Consider the following 23,944-nt stretch of genomic DNA (forward strand, 5'->3'; position numbering starts at 1 on the left):
GGCATTCAGATCGTTTTTTTTTCTTACATTGATTTTGAGAACAACGACATTATAAGAAAGGTTCTTCAGAAGGCGCTACGGTCAACAGGACGTTGGTTGCTAATTCTGTTAATTCAGCGGCATAGGCAGATTGTCCTAAAAAGTTTAGGATCTCAATAGTCTTTGAAATTGTTTGTTTCCCAGTTTCGATCTCACCATGGAAAATCGCGATGATTCCTTCAAAATAGCGGATCATCAATCGAATCCGGTCATTGTCTAATGGAATATTTTTGGTCATATAAAACAAAATTTGTTTAAGATGATCGATTTGACTGCGGTCAATGAAAAGAAAGGCAGCGTTGGTCAACAGCTTAGAATAAATATGATAATTGAGACTAAGCAAGTTATTATAAAACTCCTGCTTATTCAATTGCTCGATTTGAAACAAAATATATTCGTCTGTAAAAAGAAACATTAGATTTGCAAAAATGGTGATTTCAAATCTTCCCCAAGTTTCGATTTTGTCGAGATAACCTTTTATCACGGTTTCAATTCTTTCTGTTTCATCGATAGTATGTACGTATCCCTTTTTCTTCAAGATCAAATAGTATTGGCTATAAAGCAAATAATAGAAAAAGTCTTGCGTTTCCTGATACGTTGTTTTAGATTCTTCGATCAAGACGGCCAGCTGATCAAAATCATGTTGGTAATAAGCATTGTGAAATTGTTTCGAGAGTTGCTTCTTTTCATTTAATTGATTATTTGTCAAATGGTATTCAAATTCTTCGAGAGTCACATTCAAGCGATCAAGGTATTTGTAAAGGATATCAAAAGCAATTCGATGCCCTTTTTGTTCAAAAGTAGCTAATGTGCTCCGCTCAGATATATCGGCTGCTAACTTTCTTTGGGAAAGATTACGTTCAGTACGTAACTTTTTCAGTAATAGATTGGCTTCCAAAAAAGCACCTCCTAAATGCACCTAGAAAATAGGTGGACGAAAAAATAGTCCAAATCAACTATAGTCCTATTTTCCAATTAAACTAAAGGAAAGTCAATTAAAGGAGGAAAAGAAAATGTTTCAATTATTTGGATTTCCATGGGAAGTTGTTGAAAATATGATCAACATTTTTTCTTTCTTACGCTAAACGTTCGTTCAGTAAATCTGATTGAATTCAGATTTCGATAGCGCAAAAAATAGGTGGTTTCTAGTAATAATTTACTATTTGCTCCTCCAAGGTCGTTGACCTCTCCCCAAAGTCCTGCTTAGCAGGCATTCTAGGCTGTCGATCTTAGGAGGAAACAGGAACTTGAAGTAGGAAAAAGCAGGAAAACAGCGATTTCTGCTTTTTTCTATGTTAAATCAAGAATGATAGACAGAAAACCAGTGGCATTCCAAAAAGGAAGCCACTGGTTTTTTAGTTTATAGAAAAGTCGTTGATTGTCAGATATTCCTCCCATAAAGCGTCAAATAATGGCGACAACTCTTTTAGAGTCTCAGTTTCTTCCATGACATAAGCAGGATACTCAATTGCTGGCAACAATCTATTTGCTGGAACGATGTAATAGTCAAAGTCTTTTTCGTGGTTTCTTACGATATCATAGTCCACAAATTGAATGTGATCCAGTAAAAAACTGATTTGCTGAATGGCTGATAAATTCAATGAAGGAATGATTCCCACCTGTAATTTTTGTAAATGATGCTGTTGATAAAACGGATATATGAAAAAAGTCAGATAGTCTAGGACTGGCGATTTGGCTTTTTTGAGCCATTCATAACCAACACGTCGAGTGTATTTTGTCAAAAATGGACGAATCTTTTTCTGTAGATTTGTAAATCCTTTCTTTTGAAAGGATAGATTCAACTCATTTTGAGACCAAAAATCAATCAATAGGCCATTGTTTGCATAAAAAATATACAGAATAATGAAGCTATCTTTTTGAATTTCAGAAAATACTTCTTCATCAAAAGGGATCCCAACGATTTCTGGTAATAATACGTGACTAAAATCAGCCATAAACTCATGAAAAATAGGATCATCTTCTTTGATCTGTTCATAGAAATCACAAAGTAGAGCAGCTCTTTCTGGTGTTGGCTCAGCGAAACGGACTAGAAAGAACAGCATTCCTTTGACATAATTGATCTGATAAGTTACTTGCTTTTCGTCAGTCATAAATGCCGTAAAATAATTTTCTAGAGGATGGTTCATCTTTGAAAATAATTTTTCAAAACCATTGATTGGGTTAAGCAAATAGCCTTGTTCGAAACGAAGTTTGGATACAAATAAAATGACTAAGATCAGTCGTTGGTTAACAGGAGAAAACTTTTGTAATGCTAATTCGTTGATCAAAACCGTTTGATCACTGAAGTCCGTTAGGTAATCCGCTTCTAATGGTGAGTTCTCTAAATAAGTTAAAATTTGAACGTAAAATGAACGGATATTGATTTCATTTCCAGTCAGTTTCAACTGAGAAACATTCAAATGGATTTCTTTTCCCAATAAATAAGTATTCAATGGTTTAAGTGCCCGGGTGATCGTTGAATGACTGACAAAATGAACGGTTGAAAAATCATTGATGGTCATTTCCGGGTTCATGATCGATGTAAGTAGAAGTTGGAAAGCAAGGCTTTCCTGAATCAAATACTTCTGATAAAGTGAATAGGAAAGTGGTTCTTCTAATGAACGAACCTTGAAACCTTTTTCACATAACGAAACTTGATAAAGCGCTGAAAACTCTTGTTGCATTTCCTCTATGAGTGGTGCTATCCCGTGATAAGACAAGCCCAGATGCTCGGCGATTTTACTGATATTGATTGGTTGATTGGTATTCTCATTTAAATAAGTCAAAATTGCTAATTTTTTCTTTGCATGATTGGTGAGTAACAGATCTTCAAACATAATCATCCTCCTTTTAAAAATATTATCATAAATATTATTTAATAATGAATCAAAAATGTAAGTTTGAGATACCAATTTTTGATTAAAAAAGTTCTTCTTTTGTCGTGTTGTGTAATTAAATAATCTCGGTGTAAAATTATCATTGGATTTTATGTGAAGAAAATCGCTATTCAAAAATAGCAGATTTTCACTTTTTTTTTATGCGTTTTTTTAGAGTAAAAGAATCACTATAGAATAATTATTCGGTCTTTAAATATATGTACGTAATTAATAAACGAACGATATAAGAAGATTTTTTGTTTTTAAAATAACACATAATACCTGTTCCTACAAGTTAAAAAACAGTGACAAGTGCATGTACTTATTTTTATCTATGTGATTTCAGTAAATGGACGATGCTGATCCTTAGGAAATCCTACATGCTGAACTTAGAAAAAGGCGGTACAAAAGCTTTTTGACGATTATTCTTAGCGAACAAGAGAGATGTTAGTTGTGCTTTTTTGTTTACATGGAAATAATCTGAAAAATTGTTGTCCATTTAGGGGTGAGAATGGTTAGGAGACAATTGAGAATGGCGTGGGTTTCTTCAAAAACGATTATTTTTATTATCTTTCAAGAAATGGTGACAAAACCTAATAAATATAAGTTGAAAAGCTAGTGCTGATGAATAGAAAAACAAATGTATTTTTACTTCTGGGCGAGGGATAAGTCGGCTTGATTGATAAAAAAACGTAGGGTTGTTAGACTGGTTTTAGAGGAAAAAAAGGAGGATGTAAAATGAAACACGGATTTAGAGATTATTTAGGAGCAAATGAGCGGGAGGCAGGTTATAACTTATCTTGGGGCTCTATTTTCGCAGGAGTCGTGACGTTTATTGCATTATTTATGACATTTTCATTAATCGGCTCAGCGATCGGCTTTGGCATGGTGGAACCTACCTCAAACAACCCATTGGATGGTGTGGGAACAGGTTTGATGATTTGGACTGTTGTGACATTGATTCTTTCATTGTTCGGAGCAGGATTTGTTTCTGGTGTAGCAGCTAGACGCGTTGGTTTGGTACATGGATTTCTTACTTGGGCAACCAGTATGATCGTTACAATCGTCATGTTATCATATGTAACAATTGGGGCATTTTCTGTTGTCGGCTCATTACTGGGCAACATTGCTTCAGCTGTCGGAAGTGGCGTAGGGAATGTCGCATCGGGAACAGCAGATGTCGCATCAAAGGCCTTTGATGAGATCACAGGGAATATGGGAGATATTAATACAGATCAATTGGAAACGGATGTCCGCGATGTATTAAAAGATACTGACGTTCCTGAATTACAGCCAAACTACTTGCAAGATCAAGTTTCTGATGCAACGAGCGATATTACCGATGCAGGGAAGAAAATTGCTACGGATCCAAATAAAGCTGACGAAATCATCGATGATCTTTCAACGAAGCTCAAAGATCGGGCAACAAAAATCAGCGATTCTGTTGACGAAGAAGCCATTTCAAATGCGGTTGCGAAAAATACCGATTTAAATCAACAAGAAGCACAAGAAGCAACACAAAATATTGTCAATGGCTTACAAAAAGCTTCTGATGAAGCACAACAACAAATTGAAACAGCACAGCAAAATCTTGAACAAGCAAAACAAGATATCGATCAAGCAGTCAAAGATGCGCGTAAAAAAGCTGATGAAATAAGTGATGCTACTGCTAAAGCATCCATATGGGGCTTTATAGCAATGGTCTTAGGACTAGTTTTAACATCAATCGGCGGCATGGTCGGTGCGAACTTAGTCAAAACTGCGGATCACGAAAATCGGATCTAAAAGTAAAAGATACCCACAAAAATAGGGAGTAACCAATCATCAATGGAGGATTCCAATGGAAGCCGGTTCATTGATGATTGGTTTTTTATAGCAATAAGTCATTGCCTCCAATGGAAAAAACGTAAGCGATTAAGATTAAGAAATCCACCCATGGCCTCTCTGGGGAAGCTATTTTCTTAGATTTGAGAAAAATAGCCGGAGTGCGAATGGCTGGATTTTTTTTGGCTCTTTTAAGAATTATGTTACTTACTGTTTTGGCAATAATAAGCGCACAGTCGTTCCTTCATTGACACGAGAGTCAACTGTCAGGCCATATTTTTCCCCGTAGAGTAATTTGATTCGTTGATCGATATTCTCCAATCCGATACCAGAATAATGTTCGCTTGTCTGGTTCCTAATCACCGAAGATGCTTCATCAAAGCCGATACCTGTATCAATGATTTCGATGACTAGCCCTGATTTACTGATACGAGAGAAGATTTGAATGTAACCTTTCTCTTCTTCAGGAAACGCATGCAGATAAGCATTTTCGATGATTGGCTGCAAGATCATTTTTGGAACCAAACAATTTTCACATTCTTCTGCTGAGAAAATCGCTGATTGAATCCGGTCACCATAACGAACGTTCATCAAGATTAGATATTCTTCTACGATGGCGAGTTCATCTTTTAATGGAACGATCTCTTTGCGGTTGAAGGTATGGCGAAGCAATTGGACGAAACTATCGATGGCTTGTGTTGCTTTCTCCTGTTCATTTTGCCAAATCAAAAATTTGATTGCGGTGAGTGTATTGTAAACAAAATGAGGTTGAATCTGCATTTGCAAGGAACGGATTTCAAATTTGCGTTTTTCCGCTTCAGTAATCATCAAATGATCGACATACGATTCTAAATCCTCAAGCATCAAATTATAGGCACGTCCTAGTTCCTGTGTTTCATAGGTCCCGTTGATCGAGACCTTGTTGCTGAAATCACCCTGTGTGACTGCCGGTAATTTGTCGATCAACTGATAAATTGGTTGTGTGATCGTACGAATGATCCAGAAAGCAAACAGGCTAAAGAGCAAGATACTGAGAAAAGCGATCCATACGGCAGGCTTGATCAGATTCATGTTGCGTACTAAATGCGATTCATCCAGCAGATCATAAAAAGTAAACTGATAAGAATAAAGAGGCATCTGATTCACTGAATCATTTTTCACTTCGATCATAGCTGAATCAAAAGCTGTGCCTAATTTTTGTTCTTCAGAAGTGGATAAGATCTGTCCCTGATCATTGACCACATAGATGGTATGCAGCGTTGTGTCTAACAATTGCCGATAGATGGAAGAAAAATCAGATTCTTTCAAAAAAATCAATGCATAGCCGAATAAAGCATCATCTTTCATCAACTTACGTACATACATCAGTCCTGGTGAATGGCTCGTAGAAGTGCTCAACCCTTGCTCCAGAAAATAGTATTGACTAATAGCCTCATTTTCATTGATTTGCTGCGTAAATTCACTTGCCAAAAAAGTTTCAACCGACTGGTTTCGGACAGCATCATTTTGAAAGAATGATCGTCCGTTCGTTCCAATCAATACCAAGTTGGAAGGAATCGTTTGAAAAAGCGAGCGAGTATCTTTCAACTGTTCATTGAGTTCTAAAATCGTTCTTCCCTGATTTAGCTGTCCTTTTAAATAATTTTCTACGGCTTTGCTCTCATCGACGACATCAAAAATACGATTGATATTCTCATTCAAGCGCTCATAATCTTCCTGGATCTTATCCAAAAGCAAGCGGTTCGAGCTCTGATACGAAGCCACATAAGCATCTTTGGACCGTCCATAGATAACGATCACTGTCAGTAAACAAACACTGATTACTCCTACCACAACAAACAAAAAGATTCGGCTGAACAATTCATTTTTTTTGAGCCACTGTTGGATTCTCATAATTGGTTCAACCGCCGATACTTAGAAGGAGTGACTTGAAATTCTTTTTTAAAGATTCGAGAAAAATAGCTGATATCGGAATAACCAACTGCTTCACTGATTTCTGACAAATTCAACTCAGATTGGGTCAGCAACTCTTTGGCTTTTTCTAGACGTGTATTTTTTAGATAATCAGAGAAACTCATTTTTAATTTTGAAGAAAGGAAAGCTGACAAGTAGGTATAACTAAAGTGGAACGTTTCTGCCAACTCAGATAGTGAGAGGCTCTTCATATAATTGTCTTGAATGAAGCGCTGGATCGAGACCAGTAAGTCATCTTCATCCATAGGGGAGAGGGCTGTCAGTTGCAGTCGTATCTCATCGATCGTTGACAACAACAAATCGGAGAAATCCTCCAAATATAAGACATGGCCGATCTCATGAAGAAATTCAGCTCGTAAGCGACTAAAGCGGGGGGCTGTTGGAAATTCTTCTTCTAACCGGGATAATAGCGTATAAAAAATACTGCTGGCCTGCTGTTTTAGAAAGTTCGGATCAACATTTGATAGAATCATCTCATTGAAATAGTCTTCGATACGCGTAATCCCCAACAGGAAATTATTGTCTAATAATGCCCGCAAAAATTTTTTTGTATCAAAACGATCACTTTCCATGTACATAAAAAGTTCATGCTCAAAAACAAGCCGCTGCTGTTTGTAAAAAAACGATTGTTCCCGACTTTTATCTTTGAGAGTCAGAAAAGCTGTGCGTAAGTCGTCAATCGATTCAAATGAGCAGCCAAGGGTAAAAAAGGCATTTGGTTCGGTATAGGTCAACTGGTCCAAACATTTTTTCAAAGAGGAAAAAAATCATATTCTGCTGAATAACTGATCAATAGCCCTGCATCATTGTTACTGGTCTTGAACGCTAATGTTTTTAAGTGAGTATTCGATTGCGAAAATTCTGTCAATGCATGAAAAAGCTGTTCAGTAGAACGAAAATAACTGACATTCGTATAAAGAAAACATAGTTGCTGTTTCATAGCTATTTCAAGATAGTCAGCAAAAGGAGTAAGTGGTTCTTCATACCCAGCCAGATAGCGATTCAAAGATTCTTGTAATGGGACCTCAGCGGTTATTTGGCGGGTATCAGATTTTTTTTCGCGGATGGTGTTTAGGGCTTTCAGCAACAAAGCAGGCGTCAATGTTGGCTTAAGCAAGTAATCAATGGCACCGTTCTTAAAAGACTGACTGACATAGTGAAAATCATCATAACTGCTCAATACCAGAAAATGGATAGATGGGTATTGTTGTTGAATGATGGTTGTTAATTGGATGCCGTCCATTTGCGGCATTTTTAAATCTGTGATCACGATCTCTGGCTGTAATTGCTGGATCAGGGTTAGAGCCTCCTGTCCGTTTGCTGCATCTCCTAGCAAGCGAAAACCTTCTTGCTCCCAACGAATCATATGTTTTAAACCATCACGAATAGTGGTCTCGTCATCCACAAGCAAGACTGTATGTAAATGATGCATGGTATCCCCCCTATTTCTTTATTCTAGTATAAACGCTTTCATAAAAGAAAGGTATTAGTAAAAATTTTCTATTTTTGGACTATTTTAGTAAGCTCTTCCACGCGTATTGTATCCGTTTACAACTCCAGTGTATAGTAAAAATGTAATTAAAAGGAAAGAGGGAGAAAAATGAAAAAATTGCTTGCATCACTTGTGACTGCCGCTACTGTATTGACATTGACAGCTTGTGGCAGCAACAACGAAAGTACTGGTGACACTGGAGGTTCTTCTGATAAGGTTACAGTTTGGGCTTGGGATGAGACTTTCAATATCAAAGCTGTCAATGAAGCGAAAAAGGTTTACGAAAACAAGGATGTTGATGTGGAAGTAGTGACCATGTCACAGGATGACATCGTTCAAAAGTTGAACACTAGTCTAGCATCAGGCAATACGGATGGCTTGCCAAATATCGTTTTGATCGAAGACTATCGTATTCAAGGCTATTTATCTTCCTATCCGGATGCTTTCAGCGACTTAACTGATATTGTCAATGAAGATGACTTTTCCAGCTACAAATTCGCCGTCAACAAAATCGATGATGTGATCTACGGTGTACCTTTTGATAGTGGGGTAGCAGGGCTGTTTTATCGTACAGATTATTTAGCAGATGCAGGATATGAAGCTGCTGATCTCCAAGATATTACCTGGGATGACTTTATTCAAATTGCCAAAGATGTCAAGGAGAAAACGGAACATGCCATGATGTCTCTGGATCCAAGCGATTTGGGATTGGCACGGATCATCATGCAGTCAGCTGGTGAATGGTATACCGGTGAAGACGGCACCACAGTAACGATTAAAGACAACGAATCATTCAAAGCCGGCTTGAATGTATTGGCGACACTACTGAATGAAGGATTAGTTGAACAAGTCTCTGATTGGGATGGCGGCGTCAATGCAGTCCAATCCGGAAATGTTGCTGCAGCACCAACAGGCGCTTGGTATTCTAGTACGATTCAAGGGGCTGAAGATCAAAGCGGCAAATGGGCGATTGCACCGATTCCGGCACTAGCTGGTGGCAATTCAGTGAACGCATCAAGTATTGGCGGAGCAGGATGGTATGTCATTAAAGGCGTAGCTGGTGAAGAGAATGCGAAAGACTTTTTAGCGAAAACGTTTGCTTCAAATAAAGAATTGATGGGAACATTGGCAACTGAAATTGGGCTGGTTTCAACGATGAATGCTGCCGAAGAGACAAAAGAATATACTTCAGGACTTGATTTTTATGGAGGACAAAAAGTTTTCCAAGACTTCTCTCAATGGTCACAAGAGATCCCGGCCGTCAACTACGGCAATCATACTTATGCGATCGAATCTGTATTGACAGAAAGCTTGCAGCGAGTAATCAATGGGGAAGATATCGATAAAGTACTAGAAGATGCACAAACACAAGTAGAAGCACAAATCGCAAACTAAGCAAATCATTTAGCTATGGTTTCATAATCAACAAATCAGATACGAACGATAGCTGCTGGTACCAATAATTTCCCATTAGAGGAGATTGTTAAGCAGCAATCGTTCGTATAGTCATTAGATTGGTGCCATAGTGTCGTTTGAAGGAGGAATCACCATGAAAAATAAATCGAAAAATTGGTTTGCGAATGGAAACGCGTTTATTTCTTTGCCTGTGATCTTGATTACACTATTAGTATTTGTTCCTATGATTTCAGCTCTTTTTACGTCTTTCCAGTCGGGACCGCCGACAACGATGTCATTCAACGGTTTGGGAAACTATCAGCGGATGCTGAGTGACTCAACCTTTAAGAAAGCTTTTGGTAATACATTTTTATACTTATTGATCCAAGTACCGATCATGCTGTTTTTGGCTTTGATCGTCTCGAACATACTAAATGACAAAAAATTAAAATTCAAAGGACTTTTCCGAACGGCCTTGTTTTTACCTTGTATCACTTCATTGGTCTCTTACTCGTTGATCATGAAAAGTTTATTCTCAGCGAATGGGTTAGTCAATAATTTTTTAATGCAAATTCATTTGATTGAGGTGCCGATTCAATGGCTAACGGATCCTTTCTGGGCAAAAGTCTTGATTATTTTTGCCATTACTTGGCGCTGGACAGGCTATAATATGATTTTCTTTATTTCTGGTATGCAAAACATTGATCCTAGCATCTATGAAGCTGCTGAAATTGATGGTGCGACTAAATGGGATCAACTTTTCAAGATAACTATTCCTAATTTGCGGCCAATCATTTTATTCACGACAATTACTTCAACGATCGGAACATTGCAACTATTTGACGAAGTACAAAATATTACAGGTGGGGGACCTGCCAATGCAACCACCACGCTCTCGCAGTACATTTATAATTTAAGTTATAAATTCACCCCGAACTTTGGCTATGCGGCGGCAGTATCCTTTGTGATCGTGATCGCTATTGTGGTCTTATCCGTCATCCAAACAAAATTAGGAGGGAAAGAAAATTGAAAACACTCTCTTTAAGCTTAAAGTATCTTTTCTTAGGTCTTTTGGCCTTTATTTCCGTCTTTCCATTTGTCTGGATGGTATTGGGAATGACCAATCAAACCTTTGACATTGTGGCAGGAAAAATCATGATCGGTGATCAGCTGGTGATCAATTTCCAAAATTTATTTGCTTCTGAACTGAACTTTACTTGTGCTTTGGGCAACTCTGCAGTGATTGCGGTCATTACGACCGTCTTCGCGTTGCTGTTTTCTTCCATGGCGGGCTATGGGTTTGAGATCTATCGAACCAAAACAAAAGATCGCATTTTCAATATTTTACTCTTATCGATGATGGTTCCTTTTGCGGCTTTGATGATTCCGTTATACCGCATGTTTAGTCAGCTTAGCGGAACCCCAATCGGAATCAATACTTTTGCAGTGGTCATTTTACCTTCTGTTTGTACAGCGTTCCTGATTTTCTTTTTCCGCCAAAATATCAAAGCTTTCCCTAAAGAATTAGTAGAAGCAGCTCGCATTGATGGGCTGAATGAGTTAAGTATTTTCTTCCGAGTCTATATGCCTACTGCTAAAAATACGTATGCAGCAGCAGCGATCATTACCTTTATGAATAGCTGGAACAACTACCTGTGGCCATTAGTTGCCTTGCAATCACCGGATAAACGGACAGTTCCGTTGGTTTTATCTGCGATGGGGGCTTCCTATACACTGGATTACGGCATGATGATGTGCGGGATCGTGATCGCCACTTTGCCAACAGCGATTATCTTTTTCGTATTACAAAAACAATTCGTACAAGGCATGTTAGGTTCTGTGAAGTAAAGAAAAGAGAAAACGAGGAAATGAAATGATCCATTTTGATAAAAAAAACCAAATTTTTCATTTAAGCAACAACAAAATCAGTTATGTGATGCAGATCGAAGAAGGTGGAAATTTAGCGCATATCTACTTTGGAAAGAAAATTACCCATTATTCTGGCCATTATCGTTACCCGCGATTAGATCGTTCTTTTTCGCCGAATCCAGCAGGCAGCAAGGATCGCTTATTCTCGCTGGATACGCTGATGATGGAATTTCCTGGGAATGGGTTCGGTGATTTTCGTGAAGCGGCATATGATATCCAACTGCCAAATGGCAGTCATATTGCGCATTTTATCTATCAAAGCCATGAAATCAGTCAAGGCAAACCAGCACTTGCGGGGTTGCCTCAAACTCACGGTGCTCCGCAAGAAATCGAAACGTTGCAAATCATATTGCGAGATGAAGTTGCCGCGCTTGAATTGGTTTTGAATTATAGTATTTTTACTGATACATCAGCAATCATTCGTTCAAGTGCCTTAAAAAATGACGGTCTTGAACCAATCGTTATCCATCAACTAGCCAGTCAATCACTGGATTTTCCCAACCGGCCGCTTGATTTGATCCAATTGAATGGTGCATGGGCGAAAGAACGGCAAATCAGTCGAGAACCAGTTCAGACAGGTATCAAGAAATTGGACAGCAAGCGAGGTTCCAGCAGCCATCAACAGAATCCTTTTGTTATTTTGGCAGATCCCGCTACAACAGAATTCTCGGGAGAATGTTATGGCGTTAGTTTACTGTATAGCGGCAATCACGAAACGATTATCGAAAAAGATCCTTATGATCAAACGCGGCTCATCATGGGCATCAGTAGTTATCGATTTGCCTGGACAGTACCACCTCAGGAAAGCTTCCAATCACCAGAAGTGGTTACAGTTTATAGTAATCAAGGGCTCAACCAAATGTCACAAACCTATCATCGCTTTTATAATAGTCATCTTATTCGTGGACAGTATCAGCTGACTGAACGTCCGACGTTGATCAATAACTGGGAAGCCACTTATTTTGATTTCGATGAAGAAAAACTGGAGCAGATCGTCGATGAAGCGAAGGCATTGGGAATTGAATTGTTTGTTTTGGATGACGGTTGGTTTGGTGCACGAGAAAATGATTTGACTTCTCTGGGTGACTGGTATGAGAATGAAGGAAAGTTAGCTTCTGGTCTGCGAGGGTTTGCGGAAAAAGTCCATCAGAAGGGTTTGAAATTCGGTCTCTGGTTAGAGCCGGAAATGATCTCAGAAGTGAGCGAGTTGTATCGTCAGCACCCCGAGTGGGCCTTAAAAGTACCTGGACGTTCTCCCGCATTAAGTCGCAGTCAGTTTGTACTGGACTTTTCTAGAGAAGATGTTCGGAAACATATTTTTGATCAGTTAGCCCTTCTATTTAACGAAGTACCCATTGATTATATTAAGTGGGACATGAATCGCAACATGACGGATGTCTATTCATTGTTGTTACATCCTACCCAGCAAGGGGAGGTGTTCCATCGCTATATTTTAGGTCTGTATGACTTTTTAGAACGATTGACAGCTGCTCATCCCACTATTTTGTTTGAAGGATGTTCTGGCGGGGGTGGTCGTTTTGATGCAGGTTTCTTGTATTACATGCCGCAGATATGGACGAGTGATAATACCGATGCGATAGCCCGTTTGAAAATCCAATATGGAACCAGCCTGTCATACCCGGCTTCTAGCATGGGTTCGCATGTTTCAGCAGTGCCTAACCATCAAACACAGCGGATCACTGACTTAGCGATCCGCGGAAACGTTGCAATGTCTGGTGTCTTGGGCTATGAGCTGGATTTGTCGACAGTGACCGATGAAGAAAAAGCAGCCATCAAAGAGCAAGTTGCCTTTTATAAAAAACATCGACAACTCTTCCAATATGGCACGTTTATTCGCTTGTTGAGTCCTTTTGCAGGAAATGATACTGCGTGGATGTACGTTTCTGAAGATAAACAAGAAGCGATTGTTTTCTATTTCCGTGTATTAGCCGAAGCATCTGCACCGCTAATCACTCTCAAATTGGCGGGATTAGCGGCAGATACAGTGTATCAAATGGGGGGATATAAAATCGGCGGCGATGAATTGATGCAGATCGGTTTCTATATTGATCCTGCTTTATCCGGCGACTATGCAACACAAATGGTTCATCTAACAGCGATCAATAATGACTAAGGTTCTTTTCAGTAATCACTATCAAATGAAATCAAACGAATAGAGCTGTAACAGAAGCAAAAGCAGACGAAATGATCCAAACTGGACTTGAGAAAGAATTCTTCTCTCTGTGACTAGGGACGAGGATCGGATTGAAGAGAGGATTCGATGTATCTTCGGATCGTTTGTTTGTTGAAGTGCTTATGTTGCAGTTTTTTCTATTAGAGTTGTTTTTTCTGCTAAATCTTTTACGTATAAATGGCGATTGTTTTATTTTTTTGTTGATTTAGCTTATGATGAAGGGGGTCAATAAAAGTCAAGCAGTGACGGAGGGAAAACAACGACAGAGCACTTAAAAGAACACGCAGAGGAACAGTTGCTTGCTGATGGGTATCGCAAATATCATGGCTCAGCATTCGATGTTTATTCTCACAAAGACATTTGTATTCACAGTGGGAAGTGTGTTTGAGGTAATCCAACTGTTTTTGAGGTAGGACGTCGACCGTGGGTCATTCCCGATAATGCTCAAAAAGAACAAGTTGCTCAAGTGAACCAATCTTGTCCAAGCGGCGCATTAAAATTTATTCAAAGGGGAGAAAACTAATGGAAATCAAGGAAGAAAAAAATCGTTTTGCCTTATTAGACGGCGAGAAAGAGATCGGCGAAATGACTTGGTCGAATGCAGGAACAAAACGAATGATCATTGATCATACATTTGTCGATCCAGCCTATCGTGGTCAAGGACTGGCAGAAAAGTTAGTGGCAAAAGGGGTAGAAAAAGCGCGCGCAGAAAAGAAAACAATCATTCCACTCTGTCCATTTGCAAAAAAAGAGTTTGAACGTAAACCGGAATATAGCGATGTTTGGAGTAAATAACAATTCTCAATTTTAAAAAAAGAAGTGGTTCTTTTAGGGAACCACTTCTTTTAGCGTTAATCTATCAACATGTGACTGTTAATGTTGAAATTGAGCATGGTAGAGACGGTAATAATACCCTTTTTCCGCTAACAATTCTTCATGAGTACCTTGTTCGACGATTTGTCCGGCATCCATAACCAAAATTTTATCAGCTGCACGGATCGTTGATAAGCGGTGGGCAATGACGAAACTGGTTTTTCCTTCCATCATTTTCAAAAAGGCATCCTGAATTTTCTTTTCTGTCAGTGTATCGACTGAACTGGTGGCTTCATCGAGGATCAGCATCGGGGGATTACTGATCATAGTACGAGCAATGGTCAGTAATTGCCGCTGCCCATCGGAAATCTTGATGCCTTGTTGCCCAATCGGCGTATCCAATTTATCTGGTAACCGCATAACGTATTCATACATATATGCATTTTTTAAAGCATCGTATATTTCTTCATCGGTAGCCGTGTCATTGCCATATTGGAGATTCTCTCTTAAAGAAGCATCGAACAGCCACGTGTCTTGAAGGACCATACCAAAACTCTTTCGTAACGCTGTTCGCTGCAATTGACGAATATCGACGCCGTCTACTCGGATAGTTCCTTGATCAACATCGTAGAAACGCATCAGCAAATTGACTAGTGTCGATTTACCGGCACCAGTCTTTCCGACAATTGCCACCGTTTCACCTGGTTCAGCTGTAAAAGAAAAGTTTTCGATCAGTTTTTGTCCTGGATCATAAGCAAAAGCCACATTTTCAAAGTCGATTTTACCTTTGATTTCCTTCATCGCTTGTGTTGCTGTGTCATCCGCACTTTCTGGCACTTGATCCAATAACTGGAAGGTTCGTGCCAAACCAGCTAATGCAGTCTGAATCTGAGTGGTGATGCCTGACAGTTCAATAAATGGTTTTGAAAATTGGCTAGAATAGATCGTAAAGCTTGAAATCATCCCAACTGTTACCAGCCCCGAGCCTGAAAAGTACAATAAACCACCGACGAAGCCGACAGACAGATAGGAAAGATGGTCAACAAAACGGGAAAGCGGATTGGTCAACGAGGAAGAAAACTGTGCTTTTCGGCCACGAAGGTTTAATTCGTCATTGATCATTTCAAACTGTTCTTGGTTGATTGCTTCTCGTTCAAATGCTTTGACAATTTTTTGATTGCCGATCATTTCGGTAACGAATCCAGAAATTTCACCGACGATCTCTTGTTGACGCGCAAAATCTGCTTGTGATGTTCGTGCCACGATCCAATTGACTAAAAAGATGATCGGTGTTGAAACAAGAACGACGAGAGTCAGTGGCACACTCATCTTAACCATAACTACCAAGGCAATCAGCACGACAGAGATACCGGAGAATAATTGGTTGAAGACAGCAGCAACCGCAATTGAGATATTATCCATGTCATTGGTAAAACGACTGACGATATTCCCGTGAGACGTTTGATCGTAATAACGTAAGGGTAGTGTATTTAAATGAGCAAAACCTTCTTTGCGCAGATCAGCGACAGACAGATAGGCCACTCGATTCCCTAATCGTTGGATCAGCCATTGACTGACAACAGTAACGATCACTACACCGCCAAACAACGCGAGAATGCGATAAAGTTCTTCGAAATGAACCTTGCTAGGACCAATCATTTTATCGACAGCCTGACCTATTTCATAAGTCATAAAAACCGTTGAGATGCCAGCAGCGATCCCTAAAACGACAGCAGTCCAAGTTTCTTTGGCATACACAGCGAGATAGGGGAGGTAGCGGCGGAAGGCAGACCAATCAAATGATTTCTTTTTCATTCTTCTTCCTCCTCTTGAGATGCCACAATTTCTTGATAAGCTTTGGAAGTGATCATCAACTCGTCATGGGTGCCTTTGGCGACTAGATTTCCCTGATCTAACACTAAGATCTGCTGTGCATCTTGAATCGAACGAACACGCTGAGAAATGATGATAATCGTTCCGCGAATTTTTTCTTTTAAAGCCATCCGCAGATCCAGATCTGTTTGGTAATCTAGCGCACTTAATGAATCATCCAAAATCAATATATCAGGTTTAGCAATAATTGCTCGAGCAATCGTTAAGCGTTGTTTTTGCCCACCAGAAAAGTTCTTGCCTCCTTCAAAAATCGGCGTATCCAACTTTTGCGGTAGTGCTTCGACGAAGTCGCGACTTTGGGCGATCTCTAATGCTTGCCAGCATTCCTCGTCTGTCGCATCTTTTTTTCCCCATTGTAAGTTTTCACGAATCGTACCAGTGAACAGAACAGCCGTTTGAGGAACCATGGCAATTTTTTGTCTTAATTGTTTCAGCGGCCACTTGCGTACATCCTGTCCATCAACGATCACTTTACCAGCAGCTGTGTCATAAAAACGCGGGATCAGTTGCGTTAATGTCGATTTCCCACTGCCAGTTGGACCAGTGATGCCCAAGGTTGTGCCAGGAGCAATCTCAAAATCGATATTTTTTAATGCTAAGCCATAGTTAGGTGAAAAGCGAAAGTCCACATGTTCGAAACGAAGGGCACCTGCCTGTTTTTGTTGATCCATAAAAACCTCAGATAAACTATCATCAATCGACGGTTCTGTATCAAGAACTTCATTGATCCGTGAAGCCGAAGCAGCAGCGCGAGTAAAAATGATGACGAGATTCGATACAACGATCAGTGCCAACAGCATTTGGTTCATATAATTGACCAACGCCAGTACTTCCCCCTGTTCCAAGTTTCCGATGTTCACTTTGAAACCGCCAAAGTAAAAGAGTGCAATAATTCCTAAGTTCATAATCATGGTTGTAGCCGGGGTCAATAATGCAGAAAGATTGGTCACACGAATATAGACATTGGTCAAATCATCTGTGGCTTGGTCAAAACGTTTGGTCTCAGTTTTTGATCGAGCAAAAGCACGAATCACGCGAATACCGCTCAAATTTTGGCTGACTAGTTCATTTAGTTCGTCCAAGCGGATCTGGACTTTCTTATATAATGGCACTGTCTTGCTAATGATCCAAAATAAAATGATACAAAAAAGTGGTAGCACACATAAGAAAATCAAGCCCGCTTGCCAATCGATGACAAACGCCATGATCACTGAACCAATACTCAAAAAAGGTGCTCTGACGACTAAACGGATCAACATAGCCAATGCAACTTGCATTTGGTTGATATCATTGGTCATTCGAGTGATCAACGTATCTGTTCCAAATAGATTCAATTCATTGTGGGACAACAAATTGATTTTTTTCATTAATGTATTACGTAATTCCGTGCCAAAACCTTGAGAAGCAGTGGCTGCATAGTATTGACAGATGACCGCACAGATCATCCCGATGACGGACATCGCAATCATCCAGAGGGTCATTTCAACTACTTTCGACCAATTGTTTTGGCGAATTCCCTGGTCCACGAGTGCAGCCATTTGGAGTGGCAAAACCAGTTCAAACACAGCTTCTAAAAACTTAAAAAAAGGACCTAAGACGATCTGCTTACGATAGTCTTTGGCATAGCGTAATAATCCAATCATAAAAACCTCCTGTAAAAATAAAATAGTCAATGAAAGAAAAAATGCATCAGGAGAGGAATTCTCCACTGTGAATTTACGAATAAAAAATCTTTCGTTTCTAGCATATCTTACCATAGTTCCAAACTGAGGGGGAGCAATCAAGAAAGAAAAGAAAGTTTCATTTTTATTTCAGAAACAAACAATTAGTTTTCAAGTTTTTTGATAATTATACGATAAATACTGCGTATGATACTTTACTTGGCTATGATCTTTTTAGATTTTTTCAAGGAAAAATCATAGGAAAATTTTTTCGAACAAATTTGCATTAGCATAAAAATTCACAGCAAAAATATAAAATATCTTAAAAAAATAGGCGCCGAAAACAAAATCTGGTACAATCGGGGAGAGTGAAGTAGGAAACATGAAGGAGGCACTATGGATAGAAAGTCGAAATTTAGCAAACAGCGGGCCCGCAAAGCTCGTAATAAGCGCCGAATCATAGGAGGCGTCGTACTTTTTGCGATTGCAGGAGTCTTTTTATTTGCAGGATATACGTATTATGCTGCAAAAAATTCTGTGGATAAAATGTTTAAAGAATCCGCTGTGATCAAATCCAATAAAGAAAAAGACAATTCATTGAAATCAGCAAATGTTGATTCTAAATTTGGGATCCTGTTAATGGGGGTCGACAATGATGCTGAACGAGAAAAGAAAGAGCATCTGGATACGACTCGAGCAGACAGTTTGATCTATATGGTCTATGATGGCGAAAATAAAAAGATCGACATGGTGAGTTTACCTCGAGATATTTGGACAAATATCTACGATGGTACCGGAAACGGGACGGTCGTCAACACGGCAAAAATCAATAGTGCATTTGCGATTGGTGAGGAAGATGCAACGATTGAAACGGTGCAAAACTATTTGAACTTGCCAATTGATTATTATGTCAATATCAATTTTACAAGTTTTGAGAAGATCATTGATGCAATCGGCGGTGTTACCGTAGATGTTCCTTATGACATTAATGAAAAGTATACTTCGGACAATTCTGGTAAAACACTGATTCCAAAGGGCCGACAGTCGTTGAATGGAGAGCAAGCATTGATTTTTGCTCGAATCCGTAAAATGGATACTGACGTGGACCGTGGCAATCGGCAGCAAGAAGTCATTGAAGCAGCCATTAGTCAAGCATTGAAAATCAATAATGTCACAAAATATCAGGAGATTCTTGACTCTGTCAGTGACAATGTCAATACCAACTTTAAGTTTAAAGACTTGGTTTCACTAGCTGGGAATATGCTTTCTGGTTTTACTATCGATAAACATACTTATGAATGGTATGATGGTGAATCTTATGATGGCCAATCAATCGTTTATATTCAAGATTACTCCTATAATGAGATCCGTAATGATATGCTAAAAGCATTGGGTACATCAGATGAAATGACACCAGAAAATCAAGGGACGACTACGGAGACAAGTACCAACTATTAATGAAGTAATGTTCTTTTATAATAGGAAATAATAAAAAAAGAAACGCTGCGGCGTTTCTTTTTTTTGTCCCCGTAAGAGCGCTTGTAAGGGGCCGTATACATTAAATGCATGAATGTTTGAGTAGTGTGCTGCTTTTTTCTTTCGCTCGAAATTGATTGATTTTCTTCAAAAAATAGACACTATTCAATTTTTCTAATGAAATTCTTAGAAAAAAATATCTGAATGATTATGAGCTAGAGGAGAAAAAAATGGGTAAAAAAAGAGGATAAAAGCGATTATTCATTACGGATGAATAATGCCAATTTTTTGGCATTGGAAATGATAACTGAACTACAATGTAAGCGTTTTTAACTCGTTATCATATACATGTACCTGATAAATAATTGTTATTTATCAGGAAGAAGAGTGATTGATTTCAGCTGAAAAAATCAATAAATAAAAGGAAAGAGGCGAGAGAGTATTTCATTTAGCTAGATTGGTTTTAATGCTTTTTGTGATTTTTTTTGCAAGTGGGATTTATGCAAGTTACTACACAATACTAAAGAAAGTTGGAGAACAATGGAAAAGAAAAGAGGAATCAGTAAAATCGGCTTGATTGCCTTAGTAGTCAGTTCATCCATTGGTAGTGGAATCTTCGGTATCACGAATGACTTAGCGATGTCCGCTGCTCCTGGACCTGCAATCATCGCCTGGATCATCGTCGGAATTGGCATTCTTGCATTAGTTTTATCATTGAATAATTTAGGCGCCAAACGACCAGATTTAGACGGCGGTATTTTTGGGTATGCAGAAGCGGCATTTGGGAAATTAGGAGGTTTTATCAGTGGCTGGGGCTATTGGCTCTCTGCCTGGCTGGGAAACGTCGCCTTTGCGACAATGCTCATGAGTGCAATTGGTGAATTTATACCCGCATTCAAGGGAGGACAAAACATTCCGTCAATCTTACTAGCAAGTGTTTTTATTTGGGTATTGACCTTTCTGGTGAATAACGGAATTGAGAGCGCTTCATTTATCAACACAATTGTTACGATCTGTAAATTAGTTCCTTTGTTTTTATTTATGGTTATCGCACTGGTTAGTTTTCATGTCGATATTTTCTCAGCAGATTTCTGGGGAAATGTCAGCAGCTCACTACAAAGTGGTGCTTCTGTCAGTCTCTGGTCACAGATCAAAGGTTGTCTAATGGTGATGATGTGGGTCTTTGTTGGGATTGAAGGGGCAAGTGTTTTAGCCAATCGTGCGGAAAAACGGTCGGATGCCCAAAAAGCATCAGTCATCGGTTTGCTTTCCTTACTAGTCATCTATGTGCTAGCTTCCTTATTGCCATACGGCGTCATGTCGCAAGCTGAATTGATGGCGTTACCACAACCAGCAATGGCCAACATTTTGCGCTATATGGTTGGAGAGTGGGGTGCAGCCTTTATCAATATCGGTCTGATCATTTCCATCATTGGTTGCTGGCTGTCATGGACGATGTTACCAGTAGAAACAACCTTATTGATGTCCCGCGATGGGATGCTGCCAAAAAGTTGGGGCAAGGTCAATCGAAAACAAGCACCAAGTTATTCATTGTTTATCACTGCTGCATTGACGAACGTGTTCTTGTTAACGTTCCTTGTGACCGATTACGCGTATCAATTTGCTTATTCAATGTGTACCGCAGCGATTTTGATTTGTTACTTGCTCGTGGGGATCTATCAAATGATTTATTCCTATCAGCAAAAAGACAATAAACAATTGTTTATTGGTGCAGTCGCAACGGCCTTTCAGATCATTGGGATCACATTAGCAGGCTTTGCCTATGTTCTCTTATGCAGCATCGCCTATTTACCAGGATTCTATTTCTACTTACGGGCATGTAAAGAGAACAACTATCAAATCAGCAATAGGCAAAAAATGGTCATGGCTGTGGTCAGTTTAGCAGCAGTATTGTCGATCGTAGCAATCGCTACTGGAATGATCTCAGTATAAGGGGGTTGATTATGGATATTGCTAATTTTGGTGTCGAGGAATGGTTGAATATCTGGGAGAAAAAAGCAACCTATGACATTGCCCAAAGTTCTATCGAAGCACTGACGCTAGAGGAAATCATGGCCTTCAGTGGCAAAACGAGTACAGATTTTTTGAAACGTGTCGCGCAGCAGCCTTTAGATTATGGCTGGATCGAAGGATCGGATCGATTCAAAGAACTCGTCGCTTCATTATACCAACACATGACACCAGCGAATATTTTACAGACAAACGGAGCTACAGGAGCAAATTTCCTGGCACTATTCGCTTTGATCGAAAGCGGGGATCATGTTGTCTCCATGCGGCCAACGTATCAGCAACTCTATGATTTGCCAAAAGCATTTGGGGCAGAAGTAGACTTTGTTGAATTAAATCAAGCAAACTGGCAGCTTGATCTAGCAGTTTTGAAAGCCAAAGTGAAACCTGAAACAAAAATGATCTGCTTAAATAACGCGAATAACCCCACCGGTACGCTATTTGATCAAGAGCAATTACAGCAGATTGTCGCCATCGCTAAAGAAGCGGATGCCTACATTTTAGTAGACGAAGTCTATGCACCATTAACAGAAGAAGGCACATTTTGTTCCATCGTCGATTGCTATGAGAAGGGAATTGCTACCAACTCTTTGTCAAAAACCTACTCAACGCCAGGTATTCGTATCGGTTGGACTGCCGCTAGTGAAGAACTCACGGAACATTTTCGTAAATACCGAGATTATACGATGATTTGTGGCGGTGTTATCGCTGATGAAATAGCGATTCAAGTATTGGAAAACAAAGAGCAGATTATCGCACGAAACAAGAAAATCGTCGCAGAGAATCTTGCCATCGTCAAGCAGTGGGTAGACCAAGAACCGAAAGTGGAATTAATCGTTCCCCATTATGTTTCTACGGCATTTATCAAGTTGAAGATCCAACAAGAGGACTATCAATTCTGTGTGGATCTATTAGAAGAAACTGGGGTCTTGCTTGTTCCGGGAACAGCTTTTGGGGTACCAGGGCACGCCCGCTTAGGTTATTGCTGTAAGAAAGAGACGCTAGAAACTGGTTTGAGATTACTCTCAGACTATTTAAAAAAAGTTTCATAGAAAACGGGAAACAAATTGTATAGGAATGAGGAGGATGAAAAAATGAATGAACCTATTCACGTTTTTTCAGAGATTGGACGATTAAAACAAGTGATGCTTCATCGTCCAGGAAAAGAATTGGAAAATTTAATGCCGGATTATTTGGAACAATTGCTGTTTGATGATATTCCTTTTTTACAGCAAGCGCAAAAAGAACATGATTTCTTTGCCGAAACATTGCGAAATAAAGGGGTTGATGTGCTTTATTTGGAAGATTTAGCAGCTGAATCTTTGACCTCTACAGGACTCAAGGAACAATTTGTTGCAGAGTACTTGCAGGAAGCAAACATCCAAAGTGAAAACACCCGCAAAGTGATTGAAGAATATTTACTATCGATCTCTGATAATCGTGAACTGATCGACCGAACGATGGCAGGATTGAGAAAAAATGAAATGAAGATCGCTGGCCATCAGAATCTGACCGATCTTGTAGACGATCAGTATCCGTTTCTGATCGATCCAATGCCGAACTTGTACTTTACCCGCGATCCATTTGCTACGATCGGAAATAGTGTTTCCTTGAACCGAATGTATTCAGAAACGAGACGAAGAGAAACATTGTACGGCAAATATATCTTTAACTATCATCCAATTTTCAAAAAAGAAGCCGAGCATCTTTTATACAATCGGGATGAATCCACACGAATCGAAGGTGGCGATGAATTAGTCTTGTCATCAAAAGTGTTAGCTGTTGGGATTTCACAACGTACAGATGTCGCTTCAATTGAAAAATTGGCGAAAAAATTATTTGAGAAAGAACCGACTTTTGAACATGTGCTAGCTTTCAATATCGGTGAAGAGCGTAAATTCATGCATTTGGATACGGTCTTTACAATGGTGGATTATGACAAGTTCACTATCCATCCGGAAATCGAAGGCGAGTTAACGGTTTATTCCATCTCCAAACAAAATGACCAAATCAAGATCTATGAAGAAAAAGAAACATTGGAACGGATTCTTTGCCGCTATCTTGATTTAGATGCAGTGGAACTCATTCGTTGCGGAGGTGGAGATATCACAGCAGCTGCCAGAGAACAATGGAATGATGGTTCGAACACGTTGACGATTGCACCAGGAGAAGTAGTCGTCTATGACCGGAACTTGATTACGAATGAAAAACTAGTCGAAGCAGGGGTCAAACTTAATTACATCCCAGGAAGTGAACTCGTTCGCGGACGTGGCGGCCCTCGTTGTATGAGCATGCCATTTATCAGAGAAGATCTTTGAGCAACCTGAAATTTACAAAAATAAAGACTAAC

The 23,944-nt window shown here is 39.4% G+C and carries 17 protein-coding genes and 1 pseudogene; 11 read left to right on the top strand and 7 right to left on the bottom strand.

The genetic code is table 11. The features are described 5' to 3' along the window. Positions 1-49: 49 nt before the first annotated feature. Together DVW06_RS02250 and DVW06_RS02255 are read right to left on the bottom strand one after the other, a co-directional pair. Complete coding sequence (locus DVW06_RS02250) at positions 50-937, bottom strand: Rgg/GadR/MutR family transcriptional regulator (RefSeq protein ID WP_042620363.1); 888 nt, start codon at positions 935-937, stop codon at positions 50-52. A gap of 457 nt (positions 938-1,394) precedes the next feature. Beyond that, a complete protein-coding gene (locus DVW06_RS02255; RefSeq protein WP_238696159.1) occupies positions 1,395-2,876 on the bottom strand; it encodes a helix-turn-helix domain-containing protein in 1,482 nt (493 codons plus the stop codon). Between the two features lie 777 nt (positions 2,877-3,653). On the opposite strand from DVW06_RS02255, the gene DVW06_RS02260 reads away from it, so the two are divergent. Next, positions 3,654-4,700 (top strand): hypothetical protein, encoded by a 1,047-nt coding sequence (locus tag DVW06_RS02260; RefSeq protein ID WP_005470903.1) that lies wholly within the window; start codon positions 3,654-3,656, stop codon positions 4,698-4,700. A gap of 246 nt (positions 4,701-4,946) precedes the next feature. Here DVW06_RS02260 and DVW06_RS02265 read toward each other — a convergent pair whose 3' ends face one another. Genes DVW06_RS02265 through DVW06_RS17360 form a run of 3 tightly spaced genes read right to left on the bottom strand, consistent with a single transcriptional unit; the run spans position 4,947 to position 8,145 of the window. Then, the gene (locus DVW06_RS02265) at positions 4,947-6,632 is read right to left on the bottom strand and encodes a sensor histidine kinase (RefSeq protein ID WP_003126001.1); all 1,686 of its coding nucleotides are present in this window, start codon (positions 6,630-6,632) and stop codon (positions 4,947-4,949) included. Next, a complete protein-coding gene (locus DVW06_RS17355; RefSeq protein WP_238696160.1) occupies positions 6,629-7,468 on the bottom strand; it encodes a helix-turn-helix domain-containing protein in 840 nt (279 codons plus the stop codon). Before DVW06_RS17355 ends, DVW06_RS02265 begins: the two co-directional genes overlap by 4 nt. Further along, positions 7,465-8,145: a response regulator gene (locus tag DVW06_RS17360; protein ID WP_238696161.1), complete on the bottom strand. Its 681-nt coding sequence runs from the start codon at positions 8,143-8,145 to the stop codon at positions 7,465-7,467. Before DVW06_RS17360 ends, DVW06_RS17355 begins: the two co-directional genes overlap by 4 nt. A gap of 168 nt (positions 8,146-8,313) precedes the next feature. Between DVW06_RS17360 and DVW06_RS02275 the strand changes: the two genes are divergently transcribed. The 6 genes and pseudogenes from DVW06_RS02275 (at position 8,314) to DVW06_RS02300 (ending at position 14,518) form a co-directional block, all read left to right on the top strand. Next, positions 8,314-9,600 carry an ABC transporter substrate-binding protein gene (locus tag DVW06_RS02275; protein ID WP_005470908.1) on the top strand — a complete coding sequence of 429 codons (1,287 nt, stop codon included), beginning with the start codon at positions 8,314-8,316 and terminating at the stop codon, positions 9,598-9,600. A gap of 154 nt (positions 9,601-9,754) precedes the next feature. Continuing rightward, positions 9,755-10,630: a carbohydrate ABC transporter permease gene (locus DVW06_RS02280; protein WP_021150076.1), complete on the top strand. Its 876-nt coding sequence runs from the start codon at positions 9,755-9,757 to the stop codon at positions 10,628-10,630. Beyond that, positions 10,627-11,448, top strand: coding sequence for a carbohydrate ABC transporter permease (locus DVW06_RS02285; protein ID WP_137264365.1), 822 nt, complete (start codon positions 10,627-10,629; stop codon positions 11,446-11,448). Before DVW06_RS02280 ends, DVW06_RS02285 begins: the two co-directional genes overlap by 4 nt. A 25-nt stretch (positions 11,449-11,473) precedes the next feature. Beyond that, a complete protein-coding gene (locus DVW06_RS02290; RefSeq protein WP_131732058.1) occupies positions 11,474-13,663 on the top strand; it encodes an alpha-galactosidase in 2,190 nt (729 codons plus the stop codon). 355 nt (positions 13,664-14,018) lie between these two features. Continuing rightward, positions 14,019-14,246, top strand: a pseudogene (locus DVW06_RS02295) ((4Fe-4S)-binding protein). After that, the gene (locus tag DVW06_RS02300; RefSeq protein ID WP_003126008.1) at positions 14,246-14,518 is read left to right on the top strand and encodes a GNAT family N-acetyltransferase; all 273 of its coding nucleotides are present in this window, start codon (positions 14,246-14,248) and stop codon (positions 14,516-14,518) included. Before DVW06_RS02295 ends, DVW06_RS02300 begins: the two are co-directional and overlap by 1 nt. A gap of 78 nt (positions 14,519-14,596) precedes the next feature. On the opposite strand, the gene DVW06_RS02305 is transcribed toward DVW06_RS02300, so the two are convergent. Together DVW06_RS02305 and DVW06_RS02310 are read right to left on the bottom strand one after the other, a co-directional pair. After that, the gene (locus tag DVW06_RS02305) at positions 14,597-16,351 is read right to left on the bottom strand and encodes an ABC transporter ATP-binding protein (RefSeq protein ID WP_005470912.1); all 1,755 of its coding nucleotides are present in this window, start codon (positions 16,349-16,351) and stop codon (positions 14,597-14,599) included. Beyond that, on the bottom strand, positions 16,348-18,072 hold the full coding sequence (locus DVW06_RS02310) for an ABC transporter ATP-binding protein (RefSeq protein ID WP_003126011.1): 1,725 nt from the start codon (positions 18,070-18,072) through the stop codon (positions 16,348-16,350). The genes DVW06_RS02305 and DVW06_RS02310 overlap by 4 nt, the downstream gene beginning before the upstream one ends. 414 nt (positions 18,073-18,486) lie before the next feature. On the opposite strand from DVW06_RS02310, the gene DVW06_RS02315 reads away from it, so the two are divergent. The 4 genes from DVW06_RS02315 to arcA all read left to right on the top strand — a co-directional run bounded on the left by DVW06_RS02315 (position 18,487) and on the right by arcA (position 23,912). Further along, entirely contained in the window at positions 18,487-19,548 is a 1,062-nt protein-coding gene (locus tag DVW06_RS02315; RefSeq protein ID WP_137264366.1) for an LCP family protein, read from the top strand. A 558-nt stretch (positions 19,549-20,106) separates the two neighbouring features. After that, on the top strand, positions 20,107-21,519 hold the full coding sequence (arcD, locus tag DVW06_RS02320) for an arginine-ornithine antiporter (RefSeq protein ID WP_003126013.1): 1,413 nt from the start codon (positions 20,107-20,109) through the stop codon (positions 21,517-21,519). 11 nt (positions 21,520-21,530) lie between these two features. After that, positions 21,531-22,646 (top strand): aminotransferase, encoded by a 1,116-nt coding sequence (locus DVW06_RS02325; protein WP_021150069.1) that lies wholly within the window; start codon positions 21,531-21,533, stop codon positions 22,644-22,646. Between the two features lie 42 nt (positions 22,647-22,688). Then, positions 22,689-23,912, top strand: a complete 1,224-nt coding sequence (arcA, locus tag DVW06_RS02330) for an arginine deiminase (RefSeq protein ID WP_029486596.1) — start codon at positions 22,689-22,691, stop codon at positions 23,910-23,912. Positions 23,913-23,944: the final 32 nt, after the last annotated feature.

The organism is Enterococcus sp. ARL09-542, assembly GCF_005234805.1.
Classification (GTDB): Bacteria; Bacillota; Bacilli; order Lactobacillales; family Enterococcaceae; genus Enterococcus_D; species Enterococcus_D gallinarum.

Excerpts from the sequence above, each read along its gene's own strand:
- DVW06_RS02255 (WP_238696159.1), bottom strand. The coding sequence starts at position 2,876 with ATGTTTGAAGATCTGTTACTCACCAATCATGCAAAGAAAAAATTAGCA.
- DVW06_RS02260 (WP_005470903.1), top strand. The coding sequence starts at position 3,654 with ATGAAACACGGATTTAGAGATTATTTAGGAGCAAATGAGCGGGAGGCA.
- DVW06_RS02265 (WP_003126001.1), bottom strand. The coding sequence starts at position 6,632 with ATGAGAATCCAACAGTGGCTCAAAAAAAATGAATTGTTCAGCCGAATC.
- DVW06_RS17360 (WP_238696161.1), bottom strand. The coding sequence starts at position 8,145 with ATGCATCATTTACATACAGTCTTGCTTGTGGATGACGAGACCACTATT.
- DVW06_RS02275 (WP_005470908.1), top strand. The coding sequence starts at position 8,314 with ATGAAAAAATTGCTTGCATCACTTGTGACTGCCGCTACTGTATTGACA.
- DVW06_RS02280 (WP_021150076.1), top strand. The coding sequence starts at position 9,755 with ATGAAAAATAAATCGAAAAATTGGTTTGCGAATGGAAACGCGTTTATT.
- DVW06_RS02290 (WP_131732058.1), top strand. The coding sequence starts at position 11,474 with ATGATCCATTTTGATAAAAAAAACCAAATTTTTCATTTAAGCAACAAC.
- DVW06_RS02300 (WP_003126008.1), top strand. The coding sequence starts at position 14,246 with ATGGAAATCAAGGAAGAAAAAAATCGTTTTGCCTTATTAGACGGCGAG.
- DVW06_RS02305 (WP_005470912.1), bottom strand. The coding sequence starts at position 16,351 with ATGAAAAAGAAATCATTTGATTGGTCTGCCTTCCGCCGCTACCTCCCC.
- DVW06_RS02310 (WP_003126011.1), bottom strand. The coding sequence starts at position 18,072 with ATGATTGGATTATTACGCTATGCCAAAGACTATCGTAAGCAGATCGTC.
- DVW06_RS02315 (WP_137264366.1), top strand. The coding sequence starts at position 18,487 with ATGGATAGAAAGTCGAAATTTAGCAAACAGCGGGCCCGCAAAGCTCGT.
- arcD (WP_003126013.1), top strand. The coding sequence starts at position 20,107 with ATGGAAAAGAAAAGAGGAATCAGTAAAATCGGCTTGATTGCCTTAGTA.
- DVW06_RS02325 (WP_021150069.1), top strand. The coding sequence starts at position 21,531 with ATGGATATTGCTAATTTTGGTGTCGAGGAATGGTTGAATATCTGGGAG.
- arcA (WP_029486596.1), top strand. The coding sequence starts at position 22,689 with ATGAATGAACCTATTCACGTTTTTTCAGAGATTGGACGATTAAAACAA.